The sequence below is a fragment of the Brevundimonas sp. SH203 genome, assembly GCF_002157625.1.
Taxonomy (GTDB): Bacteria; Pseudomonadota; Alphaproteobacteria; order Caulobacterales; family Caulobacteraceae; genus Brevundimonas.
Window position 1 is genome coordinate 359,653 of sequence record NZ_BDMM01000002.1, and the last position, 17,554, is coordinate 377,206.

The window sequence follows — 17,554 nt, forward strand, 5'->3', positions numbered from 1 at the left end:
AGGGGCGCGTTCAGCGCCCCTTCTTCCTCACCCACATGGCGGCGTCGGCCTCGGCCAGCCAGGCTTCGGCGTCGGTATGGCCGTCCCACGCCCGCACGCCGAACGAGCCGCCCAGTTCGGTCTTCTGGCCCTGCCAGACGAAGCCTTCGGTCTGTAGCGCTTCGGCCAGTTGACGCGCCTTGGCCCGGCCCTCGTCCAGCCCGGCGTGCAGCATCAGCAGCGCGAACTCGTCGCCGCCCATCCGGCCCACCGCATCCGATTCCCGCAGGTTGGCCAGGAACAGACGGGCCACCGCGACCAGGGCGGCGTCGCCCGCCGCATGGCCCAGCCGGTCGTTCACGCCCTTGAAACCGTCCATGTCCAGATACAGCAGGACCGCCGGCACGCCGTGCCGCTGGCAATAGGCCATGGTCCGCTGCAGCGCCGCCACGAAGCCGCGACGGTTCAGGGCGGGGGTCAGCACATCGTGGTCGGCGGCGGCCTCGGCGGCGGCGGCGCGCGACTTCCAGGCGTCCAGCTCCAGTCGCAGGCGCGCGATCTCGGCGGTCAGGTCGTGTTCGGCCACGTCGGTCACGGCGCAGGAAGGGCTCCGGTCGCGCGACTCACTTAAGGCGTCACGCAGGGTCGAGGGATGGTAGAGCGTGATTCCGCGACATTGAAGCCGCCGCGCGTCGGAAACCGCCGGCTTGCGGTTGCGGGCGCCCCGTCGGTGCTGTAACGGGCGCCTTTCCGCGAGGGGCCTTGCAGACATGGCGACTTCCGAAACCCCGGTGGCGATCATCATGGGCAGTCGTTCGGACTGGCCGACGATGAAACTGGCCGCCGATCGCTTGGATCAACTGGGCGTCGCCTGGCAGGCCAAGGTCGTCAGCGCCCACCGCACCCCCCAACGGCTGGTCGAGTTCGCCACGGGCGCCAAGGCCGCCGGATACAAGGTCATCATCGCCGGGGCAGGGGGCGCCGCCCACCTGCCGGGCATGGCCGCCTCCATGACCGAACTGCCGGTGCTGGGCGTGCCGGTCCAGTCCAAGGCGCTGAAGGGGATGGATAGTCTGTTGTCCATCGTCCAGATGCCGGCGGGCGTCCCGGTCGCCACCCTGGCCATCGGCGAGGCGGGCGCCGCCAACGCCGGCATACTGGCCGCCCAGATCCTGGCCCTGTCGGATCAGGCCCTGGCCGAACGGCTCGCCGCCTTCCGCGCCGCCCAGACCGACTCCGTCGCAGAATCCGTCGAGGACTGAGTGCCTGATCTTCCGCTTCCCCCCGGTTCGACCCTCGGCATCATCGGCGGCGGCCAGCTGGGCCGGATGCTGAGCCAGGCCGCCTCGCGCCTGGGCTTCGACGTCGTCATCCTGGACCCTGAGGCCGACAGCCCGGCGGGCCGCGTTTCCGCGCACCAGATCGTCGCCGCCTATGACGATCCCGACGCCCTGACGGCGCTGGGCCGCGCCGCCGACGTGGTGACGTTCGAATTCGAGAACGTCCCCGCCGCCTCCATCGAGCGTCTGGCCGAGGCCGGCGCCTTGGTCGCCCCGGGGCCGACGGCGCTGCGCGTGTCGCAGGACCGCGTGGACGAAAAGACCTTCCTGAACGCCGTCGGCGCCCCGACGGTCGAGTTCGCGGTGGTGGACACGCTGGACGATCTGGTCGTCGGCCTGACGACCCTGGGCCTTCCCGCCCTCTTGAAGACCCGTCGCGAAGGCTATGACGGCAAGGGCCAGGTCTGGATTCACGCCATCGAGGACGCGCCCGCCGCGCTGGAAAGCCTGGGCGGTCGTCCGGCGATCCTTGAGGCCAAGGCCAGTTTCGTGCGCGAACTGTCAGTCATCGCCGCTCGCGACTGGGACGGCCATATGGCGGTCTATCCGCTGGGCGAGAACCGGCACGAAGGCGGCGTTCTGCGCACCACCCTGGCACCCGCCGCCGTGGACGAGAAGACGCAAGGGCGCGCCCGCGCCATCGCCGAGGCGATTCTGGACGGTTTGGATTACGTCGGCGTCCTGGGCGTCGAACTGTTCGATCTCGGAAACGACGTGCTTCTGGTCAACGAGATCGCCCCGCGTGTCCACAACACCGGCCACTGGACCCAGGACGGCTGCGTCTGCGACCAGTTCGAACAGCATATCCGCGCCGTGACAGGCTGGCCGCTCGGCCCCACGACCGCCCACGCCCGCATCGAAATGACCAACCTGCTGGGCGACGAGATCGACCAGTGGCGCGCCCTGTCCGCCAAATCCGACGAACGCCTGCACCTCTACGGCAAGGCCGAGGCCCGCCCCGGCCGCAAGATGGCCCATGTGAACCGGGTGTTGGGGGCGGTTTGACCTAGACTCCGTCATCCTCGGGCTCGACCCGAGGATCGGGCGTGGATCGGGATGTGCGTCTGCCCATACGTAATGCGGCTGATAACCCGATCCTCGGGTCGAGCCCGAGGATGACGGCAGGGCAGGGAGGGGAAGCTAAGACGCCGCCTGATCCCGCGCCCCATACCGCATCCGGCTCAGCGCATCACTGACCTTCCTGAATGGCGCGTCGAAGTCCTTGCCGGCCTTCCACTTCTCGAACGCCATGACGTTCTCGATGCGGCGCGCGACGAAGGCGTCCGCCGACTCGCGGCCGTCGAACCAGCGCATCGTCAGGGCCGGAATCAGGATGCCGGACAGGATCGTCCGCTTGGAATAGTGGTTCCAGTCCGTCGCCTCGTCTCCGGCCCAGCGCCACAGGTGATCCGCGCTCTCCCACGCCAGCTTCAGTCCCAGATCGGCGTTGACGGGCAGGGCCAAAAAGGCGGCGCAGCGGCGCGCGGCCTCCAGATCGGCGGCGCCGGCCTCCATCCGTTCGGACACGGCGCGGGCGATTCGCTCGCGAATCTTCAGCGTCTTGGCGTCTATGGCCGACAGGGCCGTCAGCGCGCGCGAATCGTGGCGGCGCGACAGCAGGGCGGCCAAATCCCGCGCCCCGTTGGGCAGCAACAATTCCTCGTCGCCCAACGACAGTCCGCCGGCCTCGCACGCCTCGCGCACCAGACGCGCGTTCCAGCCCAGAGCCGGTGCCCGCGCGATGGCGGTGTCCAGCACGGTCTGTTCGGTCCGTTCGGCCCAATCTGTCGCATCGGTCATGGCGGCGATCATACGCCCGTCGGACGGCGGTTTCGAGCCATGAAGAATGGTCGCGACGATCTGGACAGGAAGGGGCGGCTCGTGTATCAGCGCGCCTTCATCCGACGGCTCGGCCTTCGGAAGACGATTTTATTTTGTTCGCCCGTCTCCCTCACAGGACGCGGCGGGCGGCCAAAGGAGAGTTTAACCTGGTTCAGATTTTCGTCCGCGACAACAACGTCGATCAGGCGCTGAAGGCCCTGAAGAAGAAGATGCAGCGCGAAGGCAGCTTCCGTGAAATGAAGCGCCACGTGCATTACGAAAAGCCGTCGGAAAAGCGCGCGCGCCAAAAGGCCGAAGCCGTCCGTCGCGCCCGCAAACTGGCCCGCAAGCGCGCTCAACGCGAGGGCCTGCTGCCCGCGCCGAAGCCGCGCGTCCCTGGCGGTCGTTAAGACCTGCTCCACGAGGGATCTGGCGAAAGCCGCAAGATCAAAGGCCGCTTCCGAACGGAAGCGGCCTTTTTCTTATGTCCCCTCCCTGCGGAGCGGGGAGGGGGACCGCGCGCAGCGTGGTGGAGGGGCTGTCAAAGCGTCGCTGAACTTGCCCAGCGTCGCCGCGCGACTTCACCTGCCGCCCGTCACCGCCCGCGCGAACGTCTTCCAGCTCAGCTTCACGTCCGACAGCGCGCCCGCGCGGAACGCCCGTCCTGCGATCCAGACCATGAAGGCCGCCGTGGCGAACATGCTGATCAGGGTCAGGACGACTTCGATCAGCGGCGGGTCGCTGGGCGCCCGCGCGCTCATCAGGAAGGGGGTGAAAAAGGGAATCCACGACAGCACCTTGACCACCGGCGCGTCCGGGCTGGTCAGGGCCATCTGCATGACCAGGATGGGCACGACCAGGATCATCATGATCGGCCCCATCAGCGTCTGGGCGTCGCGCGGCGTCTCGCAGAAGGCGCCGATGGCCGCGAACAGCACCGCATACATCAGGTATCCGCCGACCATATAGGCGATGAAATAGAAGATCAGTCCGCCGTGCATCAGCGCCTGACCGATGCTGGCCGCCGCCTGGGGCGAGGCGGACATCAGCGTCGAGGCGCCGATCCCGCCCCACACCGCCATCACCGTCAGCGTCAGCAACGCCACCCCCAGCACCTTTCCGGTCAGGATCTCGGTCGCCGAGGCCGAGGACAGCAGCACCTCCAGAATCTTGTTCGACTTCTCCTCCATCACGCTGTTCAGCAGGATGGAGGCGCCGGTGATGACCAGCGACCACAGCAGGAACCCGGCCCCCAGACCGACGAAGGAGGGGATGCGGTCGCGCATCGACACCTCGGCGCCGCTGGCGGCGTTGGGCGAAAAGGCCTTCACCTCGGGCCGGAAGGTCTGGATTTCGGTCGCCACGGCGGGCGGCACTCCGGCCGCGTTCAGCAGTTCGCTGCGTCGCGCGTCGCGCAGGGCGTCGCGGACGAAGCTGGACACGGCGTTGTCCGTGGCGCGGGCGGTCCAGACCTGGGCGGCGGGCTTGCCGTCGATGCGATCCAGAAAGACCACGGCGTCCAGGCGCCGGGCCGTGGGCGTCTGCTTGTCCAGCGCGGTCTTGATCGCGGCGTCGCGCGCCGGGCCTGTCGCCTCGGCGATGGCGGGTGGGGCGGCGACCAGGCGAATCCTGGGCGCGCTGATGGAGGCTATGGCGCGGCCGGCGCCGGCCTGCCCCTTCTCGGCGGCGAGGCGCAGCTTTTCACTCTGCCGGTCCAGATCGGCCTGCAGCGCGTCGCGAACCGTGGCGGCCAGGCCCGTCGCGCCGGGGCCCTGTTCGATCACCGCCACCGTCTTGATCGGCTCGGCCGACCGGATCAGCAGCGGGATCCCCCCGCCCAGCACGGCGAACAGCGGAAAAGCCAGTAGCGACAGCCAAAAGCCCACCGTCTTGGCGTAGGCGACATATTCGCGGCGCGCGATCAGCAGGGTGCGCTTCATTGGACCGCCTCCGACGGCGAGACGATGGGGTCGGGATGGTCGCCGGTCAGGCCGATGAAGGCGTCGTGCAGCGTGGGCTCCTTCAGGGCGAAACCGCGCACGTCCAAACCGTTCAGGAAGGCCGCCTTCAGCGTCTCCTGACCCGCCGCGCCCGGCGACAGGGCGATCTTCAGCCGCCGCACGCCATCCTGTTCGGACACGGTCTCGACCCCCGCCACGCCGGGCAGGGCCGCCGCCGCCCCGGCCTCAATGGCGCCGTCCAGATCGAGGAAGCGGGGCGAGGTCGCCTTGGCCTGGTCGACCGTGCCCTCGAACGCTTTTCGCCCGCGCGCCAGCAGCACCACCTTGTCGCACAGCCGTTCGGCGTGCTGCATCACATGGGTCGAGAACAGGACCGTCGCCCCGCCCGCCGCCAGATCGCGGATCATCGTCTCCAGCCCCTGCTGGTTCATCGGGTCCAGGCCCGAAAACGGCTCGTCCAGGATCACGAACTCGGGCCGATGCACGACCGAGGCGATCAACTGCACCTTCTGCGCCATCCCCTTGGACAGGTCTTTCATCTTCTTCTTTTGCGCGGCGCCCAGCCCTTGCTGCTCCAGCATGGCCCTGGCGCGACGCCGCCCTTCCGAAGCGGGCACTCCTTTCAGCGCGCCGAAGAAGGCGATGGCCTCCACCGGCGTCATCTTCTTGTAGAGGCCCCGCTCCTCGGGCAGGAAGCCGATCCGGTCGCGCACCTGACGCCCGTCGGCGGCGCCCAGGATCTCGATCCGCCCCGATGTCGCCGGCTGAAGGCCCAGGATCATCCGCAGGGTCGAGGTCTTGCCCGCCCCGTTCGGCCCCAGAAACCCGCAGATCGAGCCCTTTTGAACCTGAAAGCTCAGATCGCGCACGGCGTCGAAATCGCCGTACCGCTTGCTCACGCTCTCCAGCGTCAAAGCCGCCATATCGCCTCCCGATGTCCGGGGAGCAGCCTATGGCGAGCCCTGCCCGGACGCCAGCGACAATGCGGAATGCTTACAGGCGGACGACGCGGTTGCCGACGCCGACGACGCTCTGACGCGGGCGGGCGCTGGAGCGCCAACGGACCGTCTGGCTCGTCCCTTCGACCGTCAGCCGCGCATTGGGGGCCAGGTCGATGGTGATCTGGTTGTTGGTCCCGCTCAGCCTGAGGCCCGCGCAACTGCCCGTGAAGGTCAGGTCGTGACCGGAGCCGGCGACTTCGACCGCGCGGCCGTCACAGGCGATGGTGTTGCGTTGTCCGACGCCGGCGATCTCGATCTTGTCGGCGCTTCTTGCCGTCGTGCCGACTTGAGGCAGGGCGACGGCGGCGGCGAAAACCAGGGGGGCGAACAACATCGGGACCTCTCTCGGATTCGAATGCGGAAGACTACGGCAACGCTCGATGCGGCGGTTTCGATCCGTCAGGCCGACACCTTCACCGCGATCTGGAAGGGGCGATCCATGACCTTGGCGGGATTGACCTGAGCGCCGTCGCGGCGGACCTCGAAATGCAGGTGCGGGCCGGTGGAGTAGCCGGTGGAGCCGACCAGGCCGATGCGCTGGGCGGGCGTCAGGCGGTCGCCGGTGGCCACGTCGATGCGGCTCAGGTGGCCATAGAGGGTCGTCATGCCGTTGGGATGGCGCACTTCGATGAAGTTGCCGTAGCCGCCGGCGTCATAGCCGGTGCGCATCACCTTGCCCTCTGCGGCGGTGAAGACGCTGGTGCCCTGGGGGGCGGCGATGTCCACGCCCTTGTGGGCGCGGGCCTCGGCCTCGATGGCCAGTTTCCTCAAACCGAAGGCCGAGTTGATCGCATAGCCGCGCACCGGGGCGGTGAAGACGATCTGGCGTGTCACCGGGCCGGCCTTTTCCGCCTCGGCCTGGATCGGCGGGGCGACGGGGGCGGCGACGGGCGTCGGCGTGCGGTCAGGTGCTCCGGCGACATTGGGTGCGGCGGCGGCGGCGAATACGGCGACGGCGCCGAAGGCGGCGGTCTGGCCGCAGTGGATCAAAAGGGTCTTGCAACGCGCCATCGGCGCGTTGGTCATCAGGCGTCGCATTCGGCGGCGTCTCCCAGCGTCTCTACGCTCTGGAATGAAGGGACGCGGCGTTCGACGACGCCCGGCGTTCCGTGGAGGCCGGCTTATGGCGGAGCGCTGGGGCGACTTTGGGGCCTGGATCGGGCGGCGGATGGTCGCAGGGCGGAACCCGGCCGCCGCGCCGTTCAGGCGATGATGTCGGGCAGGATGGCGTCCTCGATCTTCACGATCTCGTCCTTGATGGCCAGCTTCTTGCGCTTCAGCCGCGCGATCATCAGCTGGTCCGGCACCGCCGCCTGACCCAGGGCGTCGATGGAGGCGTCCAGATCGGCATGCTCCTGGCGCAGCATTTTCACGCGGGCGTGCAGGGCCGCTTCTTCTTCGCTGATGTCAGGCAGGTCGTCGTTCATGGTCTGGTCCCCACGGGCTTATAGCGACGCTGGCCTCAGGCCGGAAGGGCGTCGGCCAGGCGGATCAGCGCCGGGCGGGGCGTGACGGACGCCCAGACCCGCGCCGTGGCCGCCAGACCGTCGATGGCGGGTCGCGCCGCGCCCGTCGGCGGGGGCGCCAGCGCCTCCAGCGCCTCCAGCAGATGCCGTTCGGCCTCAAGCTCCAGACCCTTGATACGGGTGCGGATCGTCTCGCGCGGCCCGTCGTCGATGTCGGGCACGGGCGCCTTCAGGATGCGGCGCACGGCCCGCAGCGGGGCGACCACCACCCCGTCCCAGGCGCGGGCGGTGTCGCAGGCGGCCTCGATCGTCTCCGCATCCGGCCGACGGCCCGTGGCGGCGGCCCAGGCGGACCACAGCAACAGCGGCACGTTCTGTTCGTGACTGTCCTGCAGCGCCAGACAGGCCTCGGAAACACCCGGCGCGCCATAGGCGGCGACCGCCCAGTCCCACAGCGACATCAACTCAGACCCTTCCAGCGCTGCACGGCGTCCCAGTCCAGGCCGAAAAGGTCCAGCGCCCGGCCCACGGACTGATCGACCATCTCCTGGATCGAGGCGGGGCGGGCGTAGAGGGCGGGCAGGGGCGGGGCGATCACGGCGCCCATCTCGGCTAAAGCCGTCAGGGTGCGCAGATGACCCAGGTGGAACGGCGTCTCGCGCACCATCAGCACCAGCGGCCGACGTTCCTTCAGGGTCACGTCCGCCGCGCGGGTCAGCAGGGTCGAGGTCACGCCCGTCGCGATCTCGCTCATCGTCCTCACCGAACAGGGGGCCACGATCATGCCCAGGGTGCGGAACGAGCCGGAGGCGATGGTCGCGCCGACATCGCCCAGCCTGTGGACCACCGACGCCTTGGCCGTCAGGGCGTCGGGCGTCAGATCGGTCTCCTGCGACAATGTGAGCAGGGCGGCCTTCGTCACCACCAGATGGCTCTCGATTCCCAGATCGTTCAGCGCATCCAGCGTCCGCGCGCCATAGATCGCGCCGGAAGCCCCTGAAATTCCGACCACGATCCGCGCGGGCGGGTTCCGTATGGCTCCGTTCACATCATCGACCATTTTTGGGGTCAGCCTCCTGGGTGTCCGGCGCGTCGGGCTGTCACCGGAATGTGATTCCACAGCCTGCCAAACCGGGCGCTCACTCTACTGGTCCCTAACCTGAGGAGGCGCAAGCCATGACCATCGAGGCTCGTATTCGCGAACTGGGCAACCGTCATCGCAATCTGGATCAGACGATCCAGAAGGAGTTGGCCCGGCCGTCCGTGGACACGTTGCAGGTCAGGGAGCTGAAGCAGAGGAAGCTTCGGCTCAAGGAAGAGATCACCAGTCTGGAGGCCCGCGCGACCTAGCGCCTGGCCTCCCTGAAAACGACGACGGCCCCGGAGATCGCTCCCCGGGGCCGTTTTTATTGCCTAAAGCCGGATCAGTCCTTCGTGCCGAACACCGATTCCGCCGTGGGTTCGGCGGTCGGGCGCTGGCGGGCCTCGGGGACGAACTCGGGCTCGGCCTCGACCTCCTCGACGGGCTGGATGGTGCCGCCGCCCTTCTTCAGGTCGTCCTTGGCCTTCTTGTCGGCGGCCTTCTTGACGATCTCGTCCAGGGCCAGCTGGCCGACCAGGCCCAGGGTCACGGGATCGACCGGCTTGATGTTGGCCGAGTTCCAGTGGGTGCGGTTGCGCACGCTCTCGATGGTGGACTTGGTGGTGCCCAGCATCTTGGCGATCTGGGCGTCCGTCACCTCGGGGTGGTTGCGCACGAACCAGGCGATGGCGTCCGGCCGGTCCTGACGACGCGAGACGGGCGTGTATTTCGGCGCCGGCTTGGCCGACTTCAGCAGTTCGGCGTGGCGGCTGACGATGGCCTTCATCCGATAGTTTTCGTCGCCCTGGGCCTTGTCCAGTTCTTCGCGCGTCAGCTGGCCGCCGGTGACGGGATCGACGCCGCGAATGTCGCGCGCCACGTCGCCGTCGGCGATGCCGCGAACTTCCAGCGGGTGAAGGCCGCAGAAGTCGGCGATCTGCTCGAAGCTGAGGGAGGTGTTGTCGACCAGCCAGACCGCGGTGGCCTTGGGCATCAGAATGTCGCTCATGGGGCGTTCGTCCCGGTGTTGTAGGAGCCGCCGAATGAGGCTTCGGCTGGCGTTGGATACGACGGCGCCCGGCCTTTCGACCGGGCGCTTATGAGTTCGATATAGGCCTATTCGCGCGAAAAGAAAACGCCGCCCGACAATCGCATACAGCAACGGTTCATCCGTCCGGGTGCAACCTTCGCGGTAGTGAGGACTTTCAGCCTCCGGGAGAGGAGAACCATCATGTCCATTCTACTTTCGGCCGCCCTGGCCGCCGCCATGGCGGGTCAGGACTACAGCCTGCAGCGCGTCGCGCCGCGCGGCAGCTACGCTCAGAGCTGCACCGAATCCTACACCAATCGCGGCCGGCTCTATGCCGACTGCCGCGACATGCGCGGGCGGATTCGCGGCACCTCCATCGAACTGGCCCGCTGCGGCGACGAAGAGATCGTCAACAACGACGGCCTGTTGGTCTGCGGCCGTTTCCGTGGCGATTACGAGGATAGCCAGCCCGGTCGTCCTGGTCGTCCCGGCGGCGGTTGGGGGCCTGGCAACGGCGGCGGCTGGGGACCGGGCAACGGCGGGCCGGGTCGACCGGGCCGGCCGGACTGGGGGCCGGGTAATGGCGGCGGCTGGGGCCGCTCCTCCATCGTCGTCTATGACAACCCCAACTTCCGGGGCGCCTCGCGCGAGTTCACGAGCGAGGATCGCAACTTGGGCCGCACCCCCTTCAACGACCGCATCAGCTCGATGCGCGTTCAGGGCCGGTGGGAGGTCTGCACCGACGCCGAATTCCGGGGTCGCTGCCGCATCGTGGACGGCGACGTCCGCTATCTGAACGGCGGCTTCGACGACAACATCTCGTCCCTGCGTCCGGTCGAGGGGGGCTGGCGTCCCCGTCGCTAGACCCGAAGCATGATCTTGCCGATGTGCCCGCCGGCCTCCAGTTCGGCGTGTGCATCGGCGGCCTGCTCCAGCGGATAGACGGCGTCGATGCGCGGCGTCACGGCCCCGGACGCGATCCAGGGCCAGACCGTCGCCTCCACCGCCGCCGTCAGCCGGGCCTTCTCGTCCGCCGGCCGGCTCCGCAACGTCGATCCCGTCAGGGTCAGGCGTTTCACCATGATCCGCTGCAGATCCATCTCGACCTTCGGCCCGGTCAGGGAGGCGATGACCACCCAGCGTCCGCCCGCCTTCAGGCTTTGCAGGTTCAGATCGGCATAGTCGCGCCCCACCATGTCCAGAACCACGTCGGCGCCGCCCGCCGCCTTGATGTCCGCCGCCAGATCGTCGGTGCGGGCGTCCAGGCTGACGTCTGCGCCCAGGGCGGCCGCCGCCCTGGCCTTGTCGGCGCCGCGCGAGGTGGCGATGACGGTCGCCCCCGCCGCCTTGGCCATCTGGATCGCCGTCACGCCGATGCCGCTGGTGGCGCCGTGGATCAGCAGGGTCTCGCCGGCCTTCAGGGCGCCGCCCTCGAACACATTGGCGAAGACGGTGAAGACGGTCTCGGGCAGGGCCGCCGCCTGAATGAAGTCCAGACCTTCGGGAATCGGCAGGACGTGGCGGGCGTCCACGACCGCCTGTTCGGCGTATCCCCCGCTGCCCAGCAGGGCGCAGACCCGGTCGCCGATCCGCCAGCGCGTCACGCCCTCGCCGACCTGGGCGATCTCGCCCGCGACCTCCAGCCCCATCACGTCGGATGCGCCCGGCGGCGGGGGATAGACGCCCGTGCGTTGCAGCAGGTCCGGCCGGTTCACGCCCGCCGCCCGCACGCGGATCACCACCTGGCCCGGTCCCGCGGCGGGATCGGCCCGTTCCGCGATCCTCAGCGCCTCGGTCGGCCCTGCACCGCCTTCGATCTCGATGACCCGCATCGCACCCGCCTTGCTTTCGTCCGTGTCAGGGCGTTCAGATAGGCGCCCCGGCCCGCCTTGGCCATCACCGGAACGAAAGGCGCAGACGATGTTCGAGGATCTGGAACCCCGGCCTCAGCGCGGCGAACCCCTGCGCGCCCTGTCGCGCGAGGATCTGGACGTCTATTCCATCGAGGATCTGGAACAGCGGATCGCCGCCCTGGACGACGAGATCGCCCGCGCCCGCAGCGCCATCGAGGCGAAACGGTCCAAGAAAAACGCCGCCGACGCCCTGTTCAACTTCGGAACCTGATCGCGAAACCGATCCTGGCATGGCATGAGCGTTGCATCGTCTCGACCAGCGGCTCCTTCGGGGTCGATTGCAGGACGGCCCCGCTTACCCGATGATCAACGCTGACATGACCTTCGCCCACGCCTCCGCCGACCGCAGCCGCACGGTGCGCGACTTCGCCCGTTCGGAACTGTTCGACCGCACCTTCCGCGAGGGGATGGAGCTGGTGGAGGAGACGGCCGCCTATCTGGACGGGGAGGGGCGTCGCGATTCCAAGATGCTGTCGCGCGCTGCGGCCCTGGCCTATGCCGCCGAGAGTATGAAGCTGACCACTCGGCTGATGCAGATCGCCTCGTGGCTGCTGGTCCAGCGGGCCGTGCGCGAGGACGATATGTCGCCCGAAACGGCATGCGAGCCGCGCTACCGCTTGAATGACCGCCGCAGCGAGGGCGAGCCCAGCCACGCCGAACTGCCCATCGCCCTGATCGAATATCTGGTGCGGTCGGAAAAACTGTTCGAACGGACGCTTTATCTGGATCGCCGCATGTATCTGGACGATCAGGATCAGGCCCCGGAAAACCCCGTCCTGTCCCAGATGGGCCGGCTTGAGGCCGCCTTCCGGGGCTGATCCCGACTAAGGCCTACGGCCCGACGTCGTTGGCGTCGGCGCGGCCGTCGTCGATCGGCTTGGGCAGGTTGACCCCGATGCCCAGCGCCTGGGCCAGCTTGTCGTCGCGGCCATAGACATCCTCGCGGAAGGCCACGCGCCCCTGACCGTCCACGAAGGCGGTCCAGTACAGCAGGCGCACCGAAATCTCGCGGCCCGTCGTCACCCGCGTCGTCTCGCGGCTGTCCTGGGCGGTGTCGAACTGACCCAGTTTGGCCGGATCGGGCGACAGCAGCAGGCGCGCGAACTCCACCGCATTCTGCACCCGCACGCAGCCGTGGCTGCGCTGGCGCGTGGACAGGTTGAAGGCGGCCTTGGACGGCGTGTCGTGAAGGAAGATGGCGTAGCTGTCGCGCAGCTCGAACTTCACATAGCCCAGGGCCGAGCGTGGACCGGCGCGCTGGATGACCATGCCGTCCTTCACATACATGTCGTTGGCGGCCAGATAGCCCGGCCCCTTGGGCAGGATTTCGCGGCGCGCGATGCCGGCCGGCACATACCAGGGCGGATTGGCCACGACCGAGGCGAACGGCTTCTCCAGGCTGGGCGTCTGGTTCTCCGGCGAGCCGACCACGACGCGGTTGGAGTGAACGGGTTTGCCGTCCTTCCAATAGACCATGATGGCGGCGGCGGTGTTGACCTCGATCCGCTCGGGGGCGAGATCGCGCTTCAGCCAGCGGCGGCGTTCCAGATTCAGCGCGATCTGGCGCGCGCGATCCTCGGCCGTGGCGGACAGCGAACGCTGGGTTCCCGCGCCGATACGCCCGTCCGCGCCCAGGCCGTGCCGGTTCTGGAAGCTTTGCACCGCGCGTTGCAGTTCGGCGTTGTAGGTCAGGCCCTGCGCCTTCAGACGCGCGCCGTCGGCGGCCGACAGATCGCCCTCGGCCGTCAGCCGGTCGATCAGGGCGGGGATGCGGCGGTCGCTGTTTCCCGGCTCGATGGTCGCGCCCTGGGTGAAGCGGGGCCAGCCGCCCTGGGCCGCCAGCCGGCGATAGCGCACATAGCCCGCCGACAGGTTCTGATAGCCGATGTCGGTCGGGGCCAGGCCGTCGTACCAGTTGGCCAGCACGTTGCGGTTCAGGGCGTCGGTCAGGCCGCGCGGCAGGTCGACGCGGTTCTTCTGCATCTCCCACAGCTCTTCGACCGTTTCAGGCCGCACCTTGCCCTCGGCCAGGACGCGGGCATAGGCCAGGGCCGCCGCCGTCGTGCGCAGGTCCGCGCTGGCCGGGTCCGCCGCCAGACCGACGAAATCGAAATAGTCGTTGGTCGCCAGGCCGTGCTTGTCCGCGCGCGACGCCGCCGTGTTCAGGGCGCGCACCCGTTCGGCGTTCCACACCGGGCGCCAGTTGTTCATCTCGTAGAAGGCGCGGACATCGGCCTGCTGGGTCTGCGGCAGGCGCGAGATCTGGTCGTTGAAGCTGTTGTAGAAGGCGGTCGCCTCCGGGCCGCGCTGCACGAAGACCTGCTGCGCGCGCGCCGTGGAGCCAAGGGCCATGGCCGCCGTGGCGACGCCCAGACCCAGTTGCCGTCTATTCATGTCCTGTCCGCTTCTTCGATCGCTTCGGCCAGCGTGGCCGATGCCCCTGGTACCCGAACGTCCCTACATTATCGGTGTTCCGGGCAAACAAAAAGCGCCGGCCTTGCGACCGACGCTTGTTGTGATGTCTTTGCTGCAACATGTCGCAGCCAGGACGCGCTTACTTCTTGATGAAGCCGGCGAACTTGTTGTTGAAGCGCGAAACGCGGCCGCCGCGGTCCATCAGCTGGGCGTTGCCGCCGGTCCAGGCCGGGTGCGTCGTCGGATCGATATCCAGGTTCAGCGTGTCGCCTTCCTTACCGTAGGTCGAACGGGTCTGGTAGGAGGTGCCGTCGGTCATCACCACGGTGATGAAGTGATAGTCGGGATGCGTGTCCGCTTTCATGGTCGTCGTCCGGTCTCTGGCGCGGTGACGATGCCGACCGTCTGTGCGCGTGAAAATGAGAATCCCGCCGAAAGGTCCGGCGGAAAAGAGCGCGGCGTTTACACCGGGGGGCGTTCCGGGGCAAGAGGCGGGCGCCATGACCGATCAGACCGCCTCCGCCCCCGCCCATCGCGCCTCCGGTCTGGCCTCCGTCGAGGGGCGGCCCAGCGCCGGCGCCCTTTTAGCAGACCAGATGTCCGAGGCGGGCGAGAAACGCGCCAAGCGCCGCGACATCCGCCCCCTGGCCCGCCTGATCCCCTTTGCGTTGCGGCACAAGGGGCACGCCCTGATGGCGGTCTTCTGGCTGCTGCTGTCCACCGCCGCCTCCCTGGGGCTGACGGCCTTGGCGCGCGGCGCCATCGACCATGGGTTCGAGGCGGGCGGGGCGCACCTGAACCTGTGGTTTCTGCTTCTGGGCGGCAACGCCCTGTTCCTGGGTCTGGCCACCGCCGCCCGCTACTATTTCGTCACCCGCACGGGCGAGCGCGTCATCGCCGATGTGCGTAAGGGCCTGTTCGGCCGCATCCTGACGCTGGACCCGTCCTTCTACGCCCATATGCGGACGGGCGAGGTGCTGTCGCGCCTGACCACCGACATCGCCCTGGTCGAGACGCTGATGACGACCTCGATCTCCTATGCGCTCAGGAATTTCCTGACCCTGATCGGCGGCGTCGCCCTGCTGTTCTTCGTCAGCCCCAAGCTGACCGGCTTCGTCCTGTTGATCGTGCCCTTCCTGCTGGGGCCGATCTTCATCTTCGGCCGCCGCGTCCGCAAACTGACCGTGGCCTCCCAGGATCGGTTCGCCAACGCCGTGGGCTTCGCCGGCGAGAGCGTGGACGCCATCGAGACGGTTCAGGCCTTCGGGCGCGAACGCAGCGCCATCGACCGTTTCGGCGCGGCGGTGGAGGACGCCTTTTCCGCCTCGCTGACCCGGATGCAGGCCCGCGCCTGGATGACCGCCCTGATCATCGTCGTCATGTTCGGCGGCGTGACCCTGGTGCTGTGGCTGGGGGCCCAGGACGTGGTGAAGGGCGCCATGACGCCCGGCGCCCTGCTGCAATTCGTGCTGCTGTCGGTCTTCGCCGCCGGGGCCGTGGGCGCCCTGGGTGAAAGCTGGGGCGACGTGCAGAAGGCGGCGGGCGCCATGGAGCGGATCGAGGAGCTGATGCGCGCCGTGCCCGACATCGCGCCGCCGGCCCAGCCTTCGGCCCTGCCTCGGCCGCCGCGCGGCGAGCTGTCGATGTCCGCCGTCGGCTTCGCCTATCCGGGCCGGCCCGACCTGCCGGCGCTGAAGGGATTCAGCCTGACCGTGCGGCCGGGCGAGACGGTGGCCCTGGTCGGCCCCTCCGGCGCGGGCAAGTCCACGGTCTTCCGCCTGCTGCTGCGCTTCTACGATCCGCAGACCGGACTGGTCTCGGTCGACGGCGTGGACGTGCGCCAGGCCGATCCCGTCGCCGTGCGCGACCGCTTCGCCTGGGTGTCGCAGGAAACGCCGCTGTTCTCGGGTTCGGCGCTGGAGAACATCCGCTTCGGTCGCGAGGACACGACCCTGGAAGAGGCCCGCGCCGTCGCCGAAAAGGCCCAGGCCCTGGGTTTCATCGACGCCCTGCCCGAAGGGTTCGACACCCCGCTGGGCGAGCGCGGCAAGAGCCTGTCGGGCGGTCAGCGCCAGCGTCTGGCCATCGCCCGCGCTTTGGTCCGCGACGCGCCCATCCTGCTGTTGGACGAGGCCACCAGCGCGCTCGACGCCGAAAGCGAACGCCTGGTCCAGGTCGCGCTGGATCAGGCGATGGAAGAGCGCACCACCCTGGTCATCGCCCACCGCCTCGCCACCGTCCTGCGCGCCGACCGCATCGTCGTCATGGACGACGGCCGCGTGGTGGAGGAGGGGACGCACGAGCAACTGGTCGCCAAGGGCGGTCTCTACGCCCGCCTGGCGGAGTTGCAGTTCCGGGCAGGGTGAGCGAATTGCACCCCGGGTGTGCAATTCGGTTCATATAAATCAAGGGGTTAGGTGAAATTGCACTCTTTTCGAGGGTGCAGTGCAATTGTGCGGCGGGTCCGGTGAGATCGGACATTATCCATTTAAATCAATGATTTGACAGATTTTCGCGCGCCAGGCCGGGAAAGTCGCTGAATAGGGCGTCCACCCCCGCCTCGGCGAAGGCGGCGGCATAGGCCGCCATGGCGCCATGATCGGCCAGACCCTCGCCCCGTCGCAGTTCGGCGGGCAGGAAGGCGTTTTCGGCGCGCAGGGTCCAGACCACGACCTTCAGACCTGCCGCATGGGCGTCCGCGACCAGCGAACTGGTCGCGGTCGTGCGGCCCTGGGCGTCGCGCGGCAGAACCAGCGTCATCTCGGGCGCCACCCAGGCGGCGTAGGCGGCCATGGTCTTCAACCCCTCGGGCGTGATCATCTCGGCATAGGTCAGGCCGGGCCGATCCGCCGGCCCGCCCGCGCCCGCGACCAACTGGGCCAGCGGCGCCTTGATCCGCCCGGCCAGCCGTTCCAGCGGCCCGACCTCGAAACACTGGATGATGATGGGGGCGTCCGCGCCGGTCAGGTCCAGTCGCTCCAGTTCGGCGACGAAGGCGTCCTCCATCGGCAGGTCGATACCGGCGAAATAGGTCGGGTGTTTCAACTCCGGGGCCACGGCGATGGTCCGCCCCGTCCGGGCCGAGGCCGCGCGCGCGATGGCGACCACCTCGTCTAAGGTCAGGATCGGCTCTTGCCCGTCGAAAGCCGCGCTGGACGGGCGAAAGGCGGGCAGCCGCTCTTTGGCCCTCAGCGTCTTCAACTCGGCCAGGGTGAAGTCTTCGGTGAACCAGCCGGTCGTCTGGACGCCGTCGATGATCTTGGTTGTCTTGCGCGCGGCGAACTCGGGATGGCGTTCCACATCGGTCGTGCCGCCGATCTCGTTCTCGTGCCGATCCACGAACACCCCGTCCCGGGTTAGCACCAGATCCGGCTCGATCACGTCCGCGCCCTGTTCGATGGCGAGGTCATACGCCGCGCGCGTATGTTCGGGCCGCTCGCCCGAGGCCCCCCGGTGCGCGATGATCAGGGGCTGGGCCAAGGCGGGCGTTCCCATCAAGAGGACGACGGCGATCAGAATGCAGCGGATCATCCCGCCTGGATAGGGC

At 68.5% G+C, this 17,554-nt stretch carries 22 protein-coding genes; 8 read left to right on the forward strand and 14 right to left on the reverse strand.

All coding sequences use genetic code 11. The features are described from left to right. Positions 1 to 10 precede the first annotated feature (10 nt). Positions 11 to 574, reverse strand: a complete 564-nt coding sequence (locus SH203_RS05680; protein WP_087119884.1) for a GGDEF domain-containing protein — start codon at positions 572 to 574, stop codon at positions 11 to 13. A 175-nt stretch (positions 575 to 749) separates the two neighbouring features. On the opposite strand from SH203_RS05680, the gene purE reads away from it, so the two are divergent. Both purE and SH203_RS05690 read left to right on the forward strand, forming a co-directional pair. Beyond that, complete coding sequence (purE, locus tag SH203_RS05685; RefSeq protein WP_087119885.1) at positions 750 to 1,241, forward strand: 5-(carboxyamino)imidazole ribonucleotide mutase; 492 nt, start codon at positions 750 to 752, stop codon at positions 1,239 to 1,241. Continuing rightward, positions 1,242 to 2,324 carry a 5-(carboxyamino)imidazole ribonucleotide synthase gene (locus SH203_RS05690; protein WP_087119886.1) on the forward strand — a complete coding sequence of 361 codons (1,083 nt, stop codon included), beginning with the start codon at positions 1,242 to 1,244 and terminating at the stop codon, positions 2,322 to 2,324. Between the two features lie 135 nt (positions 2,325 to 2,459). Here SH203_RS05690 and SH203_RS05695 read toward each other — a convergent pair whose 3' ends face one another. Further along, complete coding sequence (locus tag SH203_RS05695; protein ID WP_087120182.1) at positions 2,460 to 3,119, reverse strand: COQ9 family protein; 660 nt, start codon at positions 3,117 to 3,119, stop codon at positions 2,460 to 2,462. Positions 3,120 to 3,307: 188 nt separating this feature from the next. Between SH203_RS05695 and rpsU the strand changes: the two genes are divergently transcribed. Beyond that, positions 3,308 to 3,550, forward strand: coding sequence for a 30S ribosomal protein S21 (rpsU, locus tag SH203_RS05700; RefSeq protein ID WP_087120183.1), 243 nt, complete (start codon positions 3,308 to 3,310; stop codon positions 3,548 to 3,550). A gap of 171 nt (positions 3,551 to 3,721) precedes the next feature. Here rpsU and SH203_RS05705 read toward each other — a convergent pair whose 3' ends face one another. The 7 genes from SH203_RS05705 to SH203_RS05735 form a co-directional block, all read right to left on the reverse strand. Continuing rightward, positions 3,722 to 5,080: an ABC transporter permease gene (locus tag SH203_RS05705; protein WP_087119887.1), complete on the reverse strand. Its 1,359-nt coding sequence runs from the start codon at positions 5,078 to 5,080 to the stop codon at positions 3,722 to 3,724. Next, positions 5,077 to 6,024, reverse strand: a complete 948-nt coding sequence (locus SH203_RS05710) for an ABC transporter ATP-binding protein (RefSeq protein ID WP_087119888.1) — start codon at positions 6,022 to 6,024, stop codon at positions 5,077 to 5,079. The genes SH203_RS05705 and SH203_RS05710 overlap by 4 nt, the downstream gene beginning before the upstream one ends. 70 nt (positions 6,025 to 6,094) lie before the next feature. After that, the gene (locus tag SH203_RS05715) at positions 6,095 to 6,436 is read right to left on the reverse strand and encodes a DUF3060 domain-containing protein (protein WP_087119889.1); all 342 of its coding nucleotides are present in this window, start codon (positions 6,434 to 6,436) and stop codon (positions 6,095 to 6,097) included. Positions 6,437 to 6,501: 65 nt separating this feature from the next. Next, the gene (locus SH203_RS05720; RefSeq protein WP_087119890.1) at positions 6,502 to 7,140 is read right to left on the reverse strand and encodes a M23 family metallopeptidase; all 639 of its coding nucleotides are present in this window, start codon (positions 7,138 to 7,140) and stop codon (positions 6,502 to 6,504) included. A gap of 164 nt (positions 7,141 to 7,304) precedes the next feature. Further along, positions 7,305 to 7,529, reverse strand: coding sequence for a YdcH family protein (locus SH203_RS05725; protein WP_087119891.1), 225 nt, complete (start codon positions 7,527 to 7,529; stop codon positions 7,305 to 7,307). A gap of 35 nt (positions 7,530 to 7,564) precedes the next feature. Then, a complete protein-coding gene (locus SH203_RS05730) occupies positions 7,565 to 8,029 on the reverse strand; it encodes a TIGR02444 family protein (protein ID WP_087119892.1) in 465 nt (154 codons plus the stop codon). Then, positions 8,029 to 8,628 (reverse strand): UbiX family flavin prenyltransferase, encoded by a 600-nt coding sequence (locus SH203_RS05735; protein ID WP_087119893.1) that lies wholly within the window; start codon positions 8,626 to 8,628, stop codon positions 8,029 to 8,031. Before SH203_RS05735 ends, SH203_RS05730 begins: the two co-directional genes overlap by 1 nt. 116 nt (positions 8,629 to 8,744) lie before the next feature. Between SH203_RS05735 and SH203_RS05740 the strand changes: the two genes are divergently transcribed. After that, positions 8,745 to 8,918: a YdcH family protein gene (locus tag SH203_RS05740; protein WP_087119894.1), complete on the forward strand. Its 174-nt coding sequence runs from the start codon at positions 8,745 to 8,747 to the stop codon at positions 8,916 to 8,918. A gap of 74 nt (positions 8,919 to 8,992) precedes the next feature. Here the strand turns inward: SH203_RS05740 and SH203_RS05745 are convergent, their stop codons facing one another. Next, the gene (locus SH203_RS05745) at positions 8,993 to 9,658 is read right to left on the reverse strand and encodes a DUF1013 domain-containing protein (protein ID WP_087119895.1); all 666 of its coding nucleotides are present in this window, start codon (positions 9,656 to 9,658) and stop codon (positions 8,993 to 8,995) included. 222 nt (positions 9,659 to 9,880) lie between these two features. Here SH203_RS05745 and SH203_RS05750 point away from each other — a divergent pair, with 222 nt between their 5' ends. After that, on the forward strand, positions 9,881 to 10,543 hold the full coding sequence (locus SH203_RS05750; protein WP_087119896.1) for a beta/gamma crystallin-related protein: 663 nt from the start codon (positions 9,881 to 9,883) through the stop codon (positions 10,541 to 10,543). Here the strand turns inward: SH203_RS05750 and SH203_RS05755 are convergent. Next, positions 10,540 to 11,511, reverse strand: a complete 972-nt coding sequence (locus tag SH203_RS05755) for an NAD(P)H-quinone oxidoreductase (RefSeq protein ID WP_087119897.1) — start codon at positions 11,509 to 11,511, stop codon at positions 10,540 to 10,542. The genes SH203_RS05750 and SH203_RS05755 overlap by 4 nt on opposite strands. 88 nt (positions 11,512 to 11,599) lie before the next feature. On the opposite strand from SH203_RS05755, the gene SH203_RS05760 reads away from it, so the two are divergent. Beyond that, the gene (locus tag SH203_RS05760) at positions 11,600 to 11,803 is read left to right on the forward strand and encodes a DUF1192 domain-containing protein (RefSeq protein ID WP_087119898.1); all 204 of its coding nucleotides are present in this window, start codon (positions 11,600 to 11,602) and stop codon (positions 11,801 to 11,803) included. A 106-nt stretch (positions 11,804 to 11,909) separates the two neighbouring features. Continuing rightward, positions 11,910 to 12,410, forward strand: a complete 501-nt coding sequence (locus SH203_RS05765; protein ID WP_087120184.1) for a DUF1465 family protein — start codon at positions 11,910 to 11,912, stop codon at positions 12,408 to 12,410. 13 nt (positions 12,411 to 12,423) lie between these two features. On the opposite strand, the gene SH203_RS05770 is transcribed toward SH203_RS05765, so the two are convergent. Beyond that, positions 12,424 to 13,986 carry a murein L,D-transpeptidase gene (locus SH203_RS05770; protein ID WP_087119899.1) on the reverse strand — a complete coding sequence of 521 codons (1,563 nt, stop codon included), beginning with the start codon at positions 13,984 to 13,986 and terminating at the stop codon, positions 12,424 to 12,426. 160 nt (positions 13,987 to 14,146) lie between these two features. Continuing rightward, positions 14,147 to 14,371, reverse strand: a complete 225-nt coding sequence (gene rpmE / locus SH203_RS05775; RefSeq protein ID WP_087119900.1) for a 50S ribosomal protein L31 — start codon at positions 14,369 to 14,371, stop codon at positions 14,147 to 14,149. 136 nt (positions 14,372 to 14,507) lie between these two features. Here rpmE and SH203_RS05780 point away from each other — a divergent pair, with 136 nt between their 5' ends. Further along, positions 14,508 to 16,373 (forward strand): ABC transporter transmembrane domain-containing protein, encoded by a 1,866-nt coding sequence (locus tag SH203_RS05780; protein ID WP_087119901.1) that lies wholly within the window; start codon positions 14,508 to 14,510, stop codon positions 16,371 to 16,373. Between the two features lie 127 nt (positions 16,374 to 16,500). On the opposite strand, the gene SH203_RS05785 is transcribed toward SH203_RS05780, so the two are convergent. Continuing rightward, entirely contained in the window at positions 16,501 to 17,538 is a 1,038-nt protein-coding gene (locus SH203_RS05785) for a glycerophosphodiester phosphodiesterase (RefSeq protein WP_087119902.1), read from the reverse strand. Positions 17,539 to 17,554 lie beyond the last annotated feature (16 nt).

Bases quoted from the DNA above. Each gene is read 5' to 3' on its own strand.
- purE (WP_087119885.1), top strand. From the start codon at position 750: ATGGCGACTTCCGAAACCCCGGTGGCGATCATCATGGGCAGTCGTTCG.
- SH203_RS05695 (WP_087120182.1), bottom strand. From the start codon at position 3,119: ATGACCGATGCGACAGATTGGGCCGAACGGACCGAACAGACCGTGCTG.
- SH203_RS05705 (WP_087119887.1), bottom strand. From the start codon at position 5,080: ATGAAGCGCACCCTGCTGATCGCGCGCCGCGAATATGTCGCCTACGCC.
- SH203_RS05710 (WP_087119888.1), bottom strand. From the start codon at position 6,024: ATGGCGGCTTTGACGCTGGAGAGCGTGAGCAAGCGGTACGGCGATTTC.
- SH203_RS05715 (WP_087119889.1), bottom strand. From the start codon at position 6,436: ATGTTGTTCGCCCCCCTGGTTTTCGCCGCCGCCGTCGCCCTGCCTCAA.
- SH203_RS05720 (WP_087119890.1), bottom strand. From the start codon at position 7,140: ATGCGACGCCTGATGACCAACGCGCCGATGGCGCGTTGCAAGACCCTT.
- SH203_RS05725 (WP_087119891.1), bottom strand. From the start codon at position 7,529: ATGAACGACGACCTGCCTGACATCAGCGAAGAAGAAGCGGCCCTGCAC.
- SH203_RS05730 (WP_087119892.1), bottom strand. From the start codon at position 8,029: ATGTCGCTGTGGGACTGGGCGGTCGCCGCCTATGGCGCGCCGGGTGTT.
- SH203_RS05735 (WP_087119893.1), bottom strand. From the start codon at position 8,628: ATGGTCGATGATGTGAACGGAGCCATACGGAACCCGCCCGCGCGGATC.
- SH203_RS05740 (WP_087119894.1), top strand. From the start codon at position 8,745: ATGACCATCGAGGCTCGTATTCGCGAACTGGGCAACCGTCATCGCAAT.
- SH203_RS05745 (WP_087119895.1), bottom strand. From the start codon at position 9,658: ATGAGCGACATTCTGATGCCCAAGGCCACCGCGGTCTGGCTGGTCGAC.
- SH203_RS05750 (WP_087119896.1), top strand. From the start codon at position 9,881: ATGTCCATTCTACTTTCGGCCGCCCTGGCCGCCGCCATGGCGGGTCAG.
- SH203_RS05755 (WP_087119897.1), bottom strand. From the start codon at position 11,511: ATGCGGGTCATCGAGATCGAAGGCGGTGCAGGGCCGACCGAGGCGCTG.
- SH203_RS05760 (WP_087119898.1), top strand. From the start codon at position 11,600: ATGTTCGAGGATCTGGAACCCCGGCCTCAGCGCGGCGAACCCCTGCGC.
- SH203_RS05765 (WP_087120184.1), top strand. From the start codon at position 11,910: ATGACCTTCGCCCACGCCTCCGCCGACCGCAGCCGCACGGTGCGCGAC.
- SH203_RS05770 (WP_087119899.1), bottom strand. From the start codon at position 13,986: ATGAATAGACGGCAACTGGGTCTGGGCGTCGCCACGGCGGCCATGGCC.
- rpmE (WP_087119900.1), bottom strand. From the start codon at position 14,371: ATGAAAGCGGACACGCATCCCGACTATCACTTCATCACCGTGGTGATG.
- SH203_RS05780 (WP_087119901.1), top strand. From the start codon at position 14,508: ATGACCGATCAGACCGCCTCCGCCCCCGCCCATCGCGCCTCCGGTCTG.
- SH203_RS05785 (WP_087119902.1), bottom strand. From the start codon at position 17,538: ATGATCCGCTGCATTCTGATCGCCGTCGTCCTCTTGATGGGAACGCCC.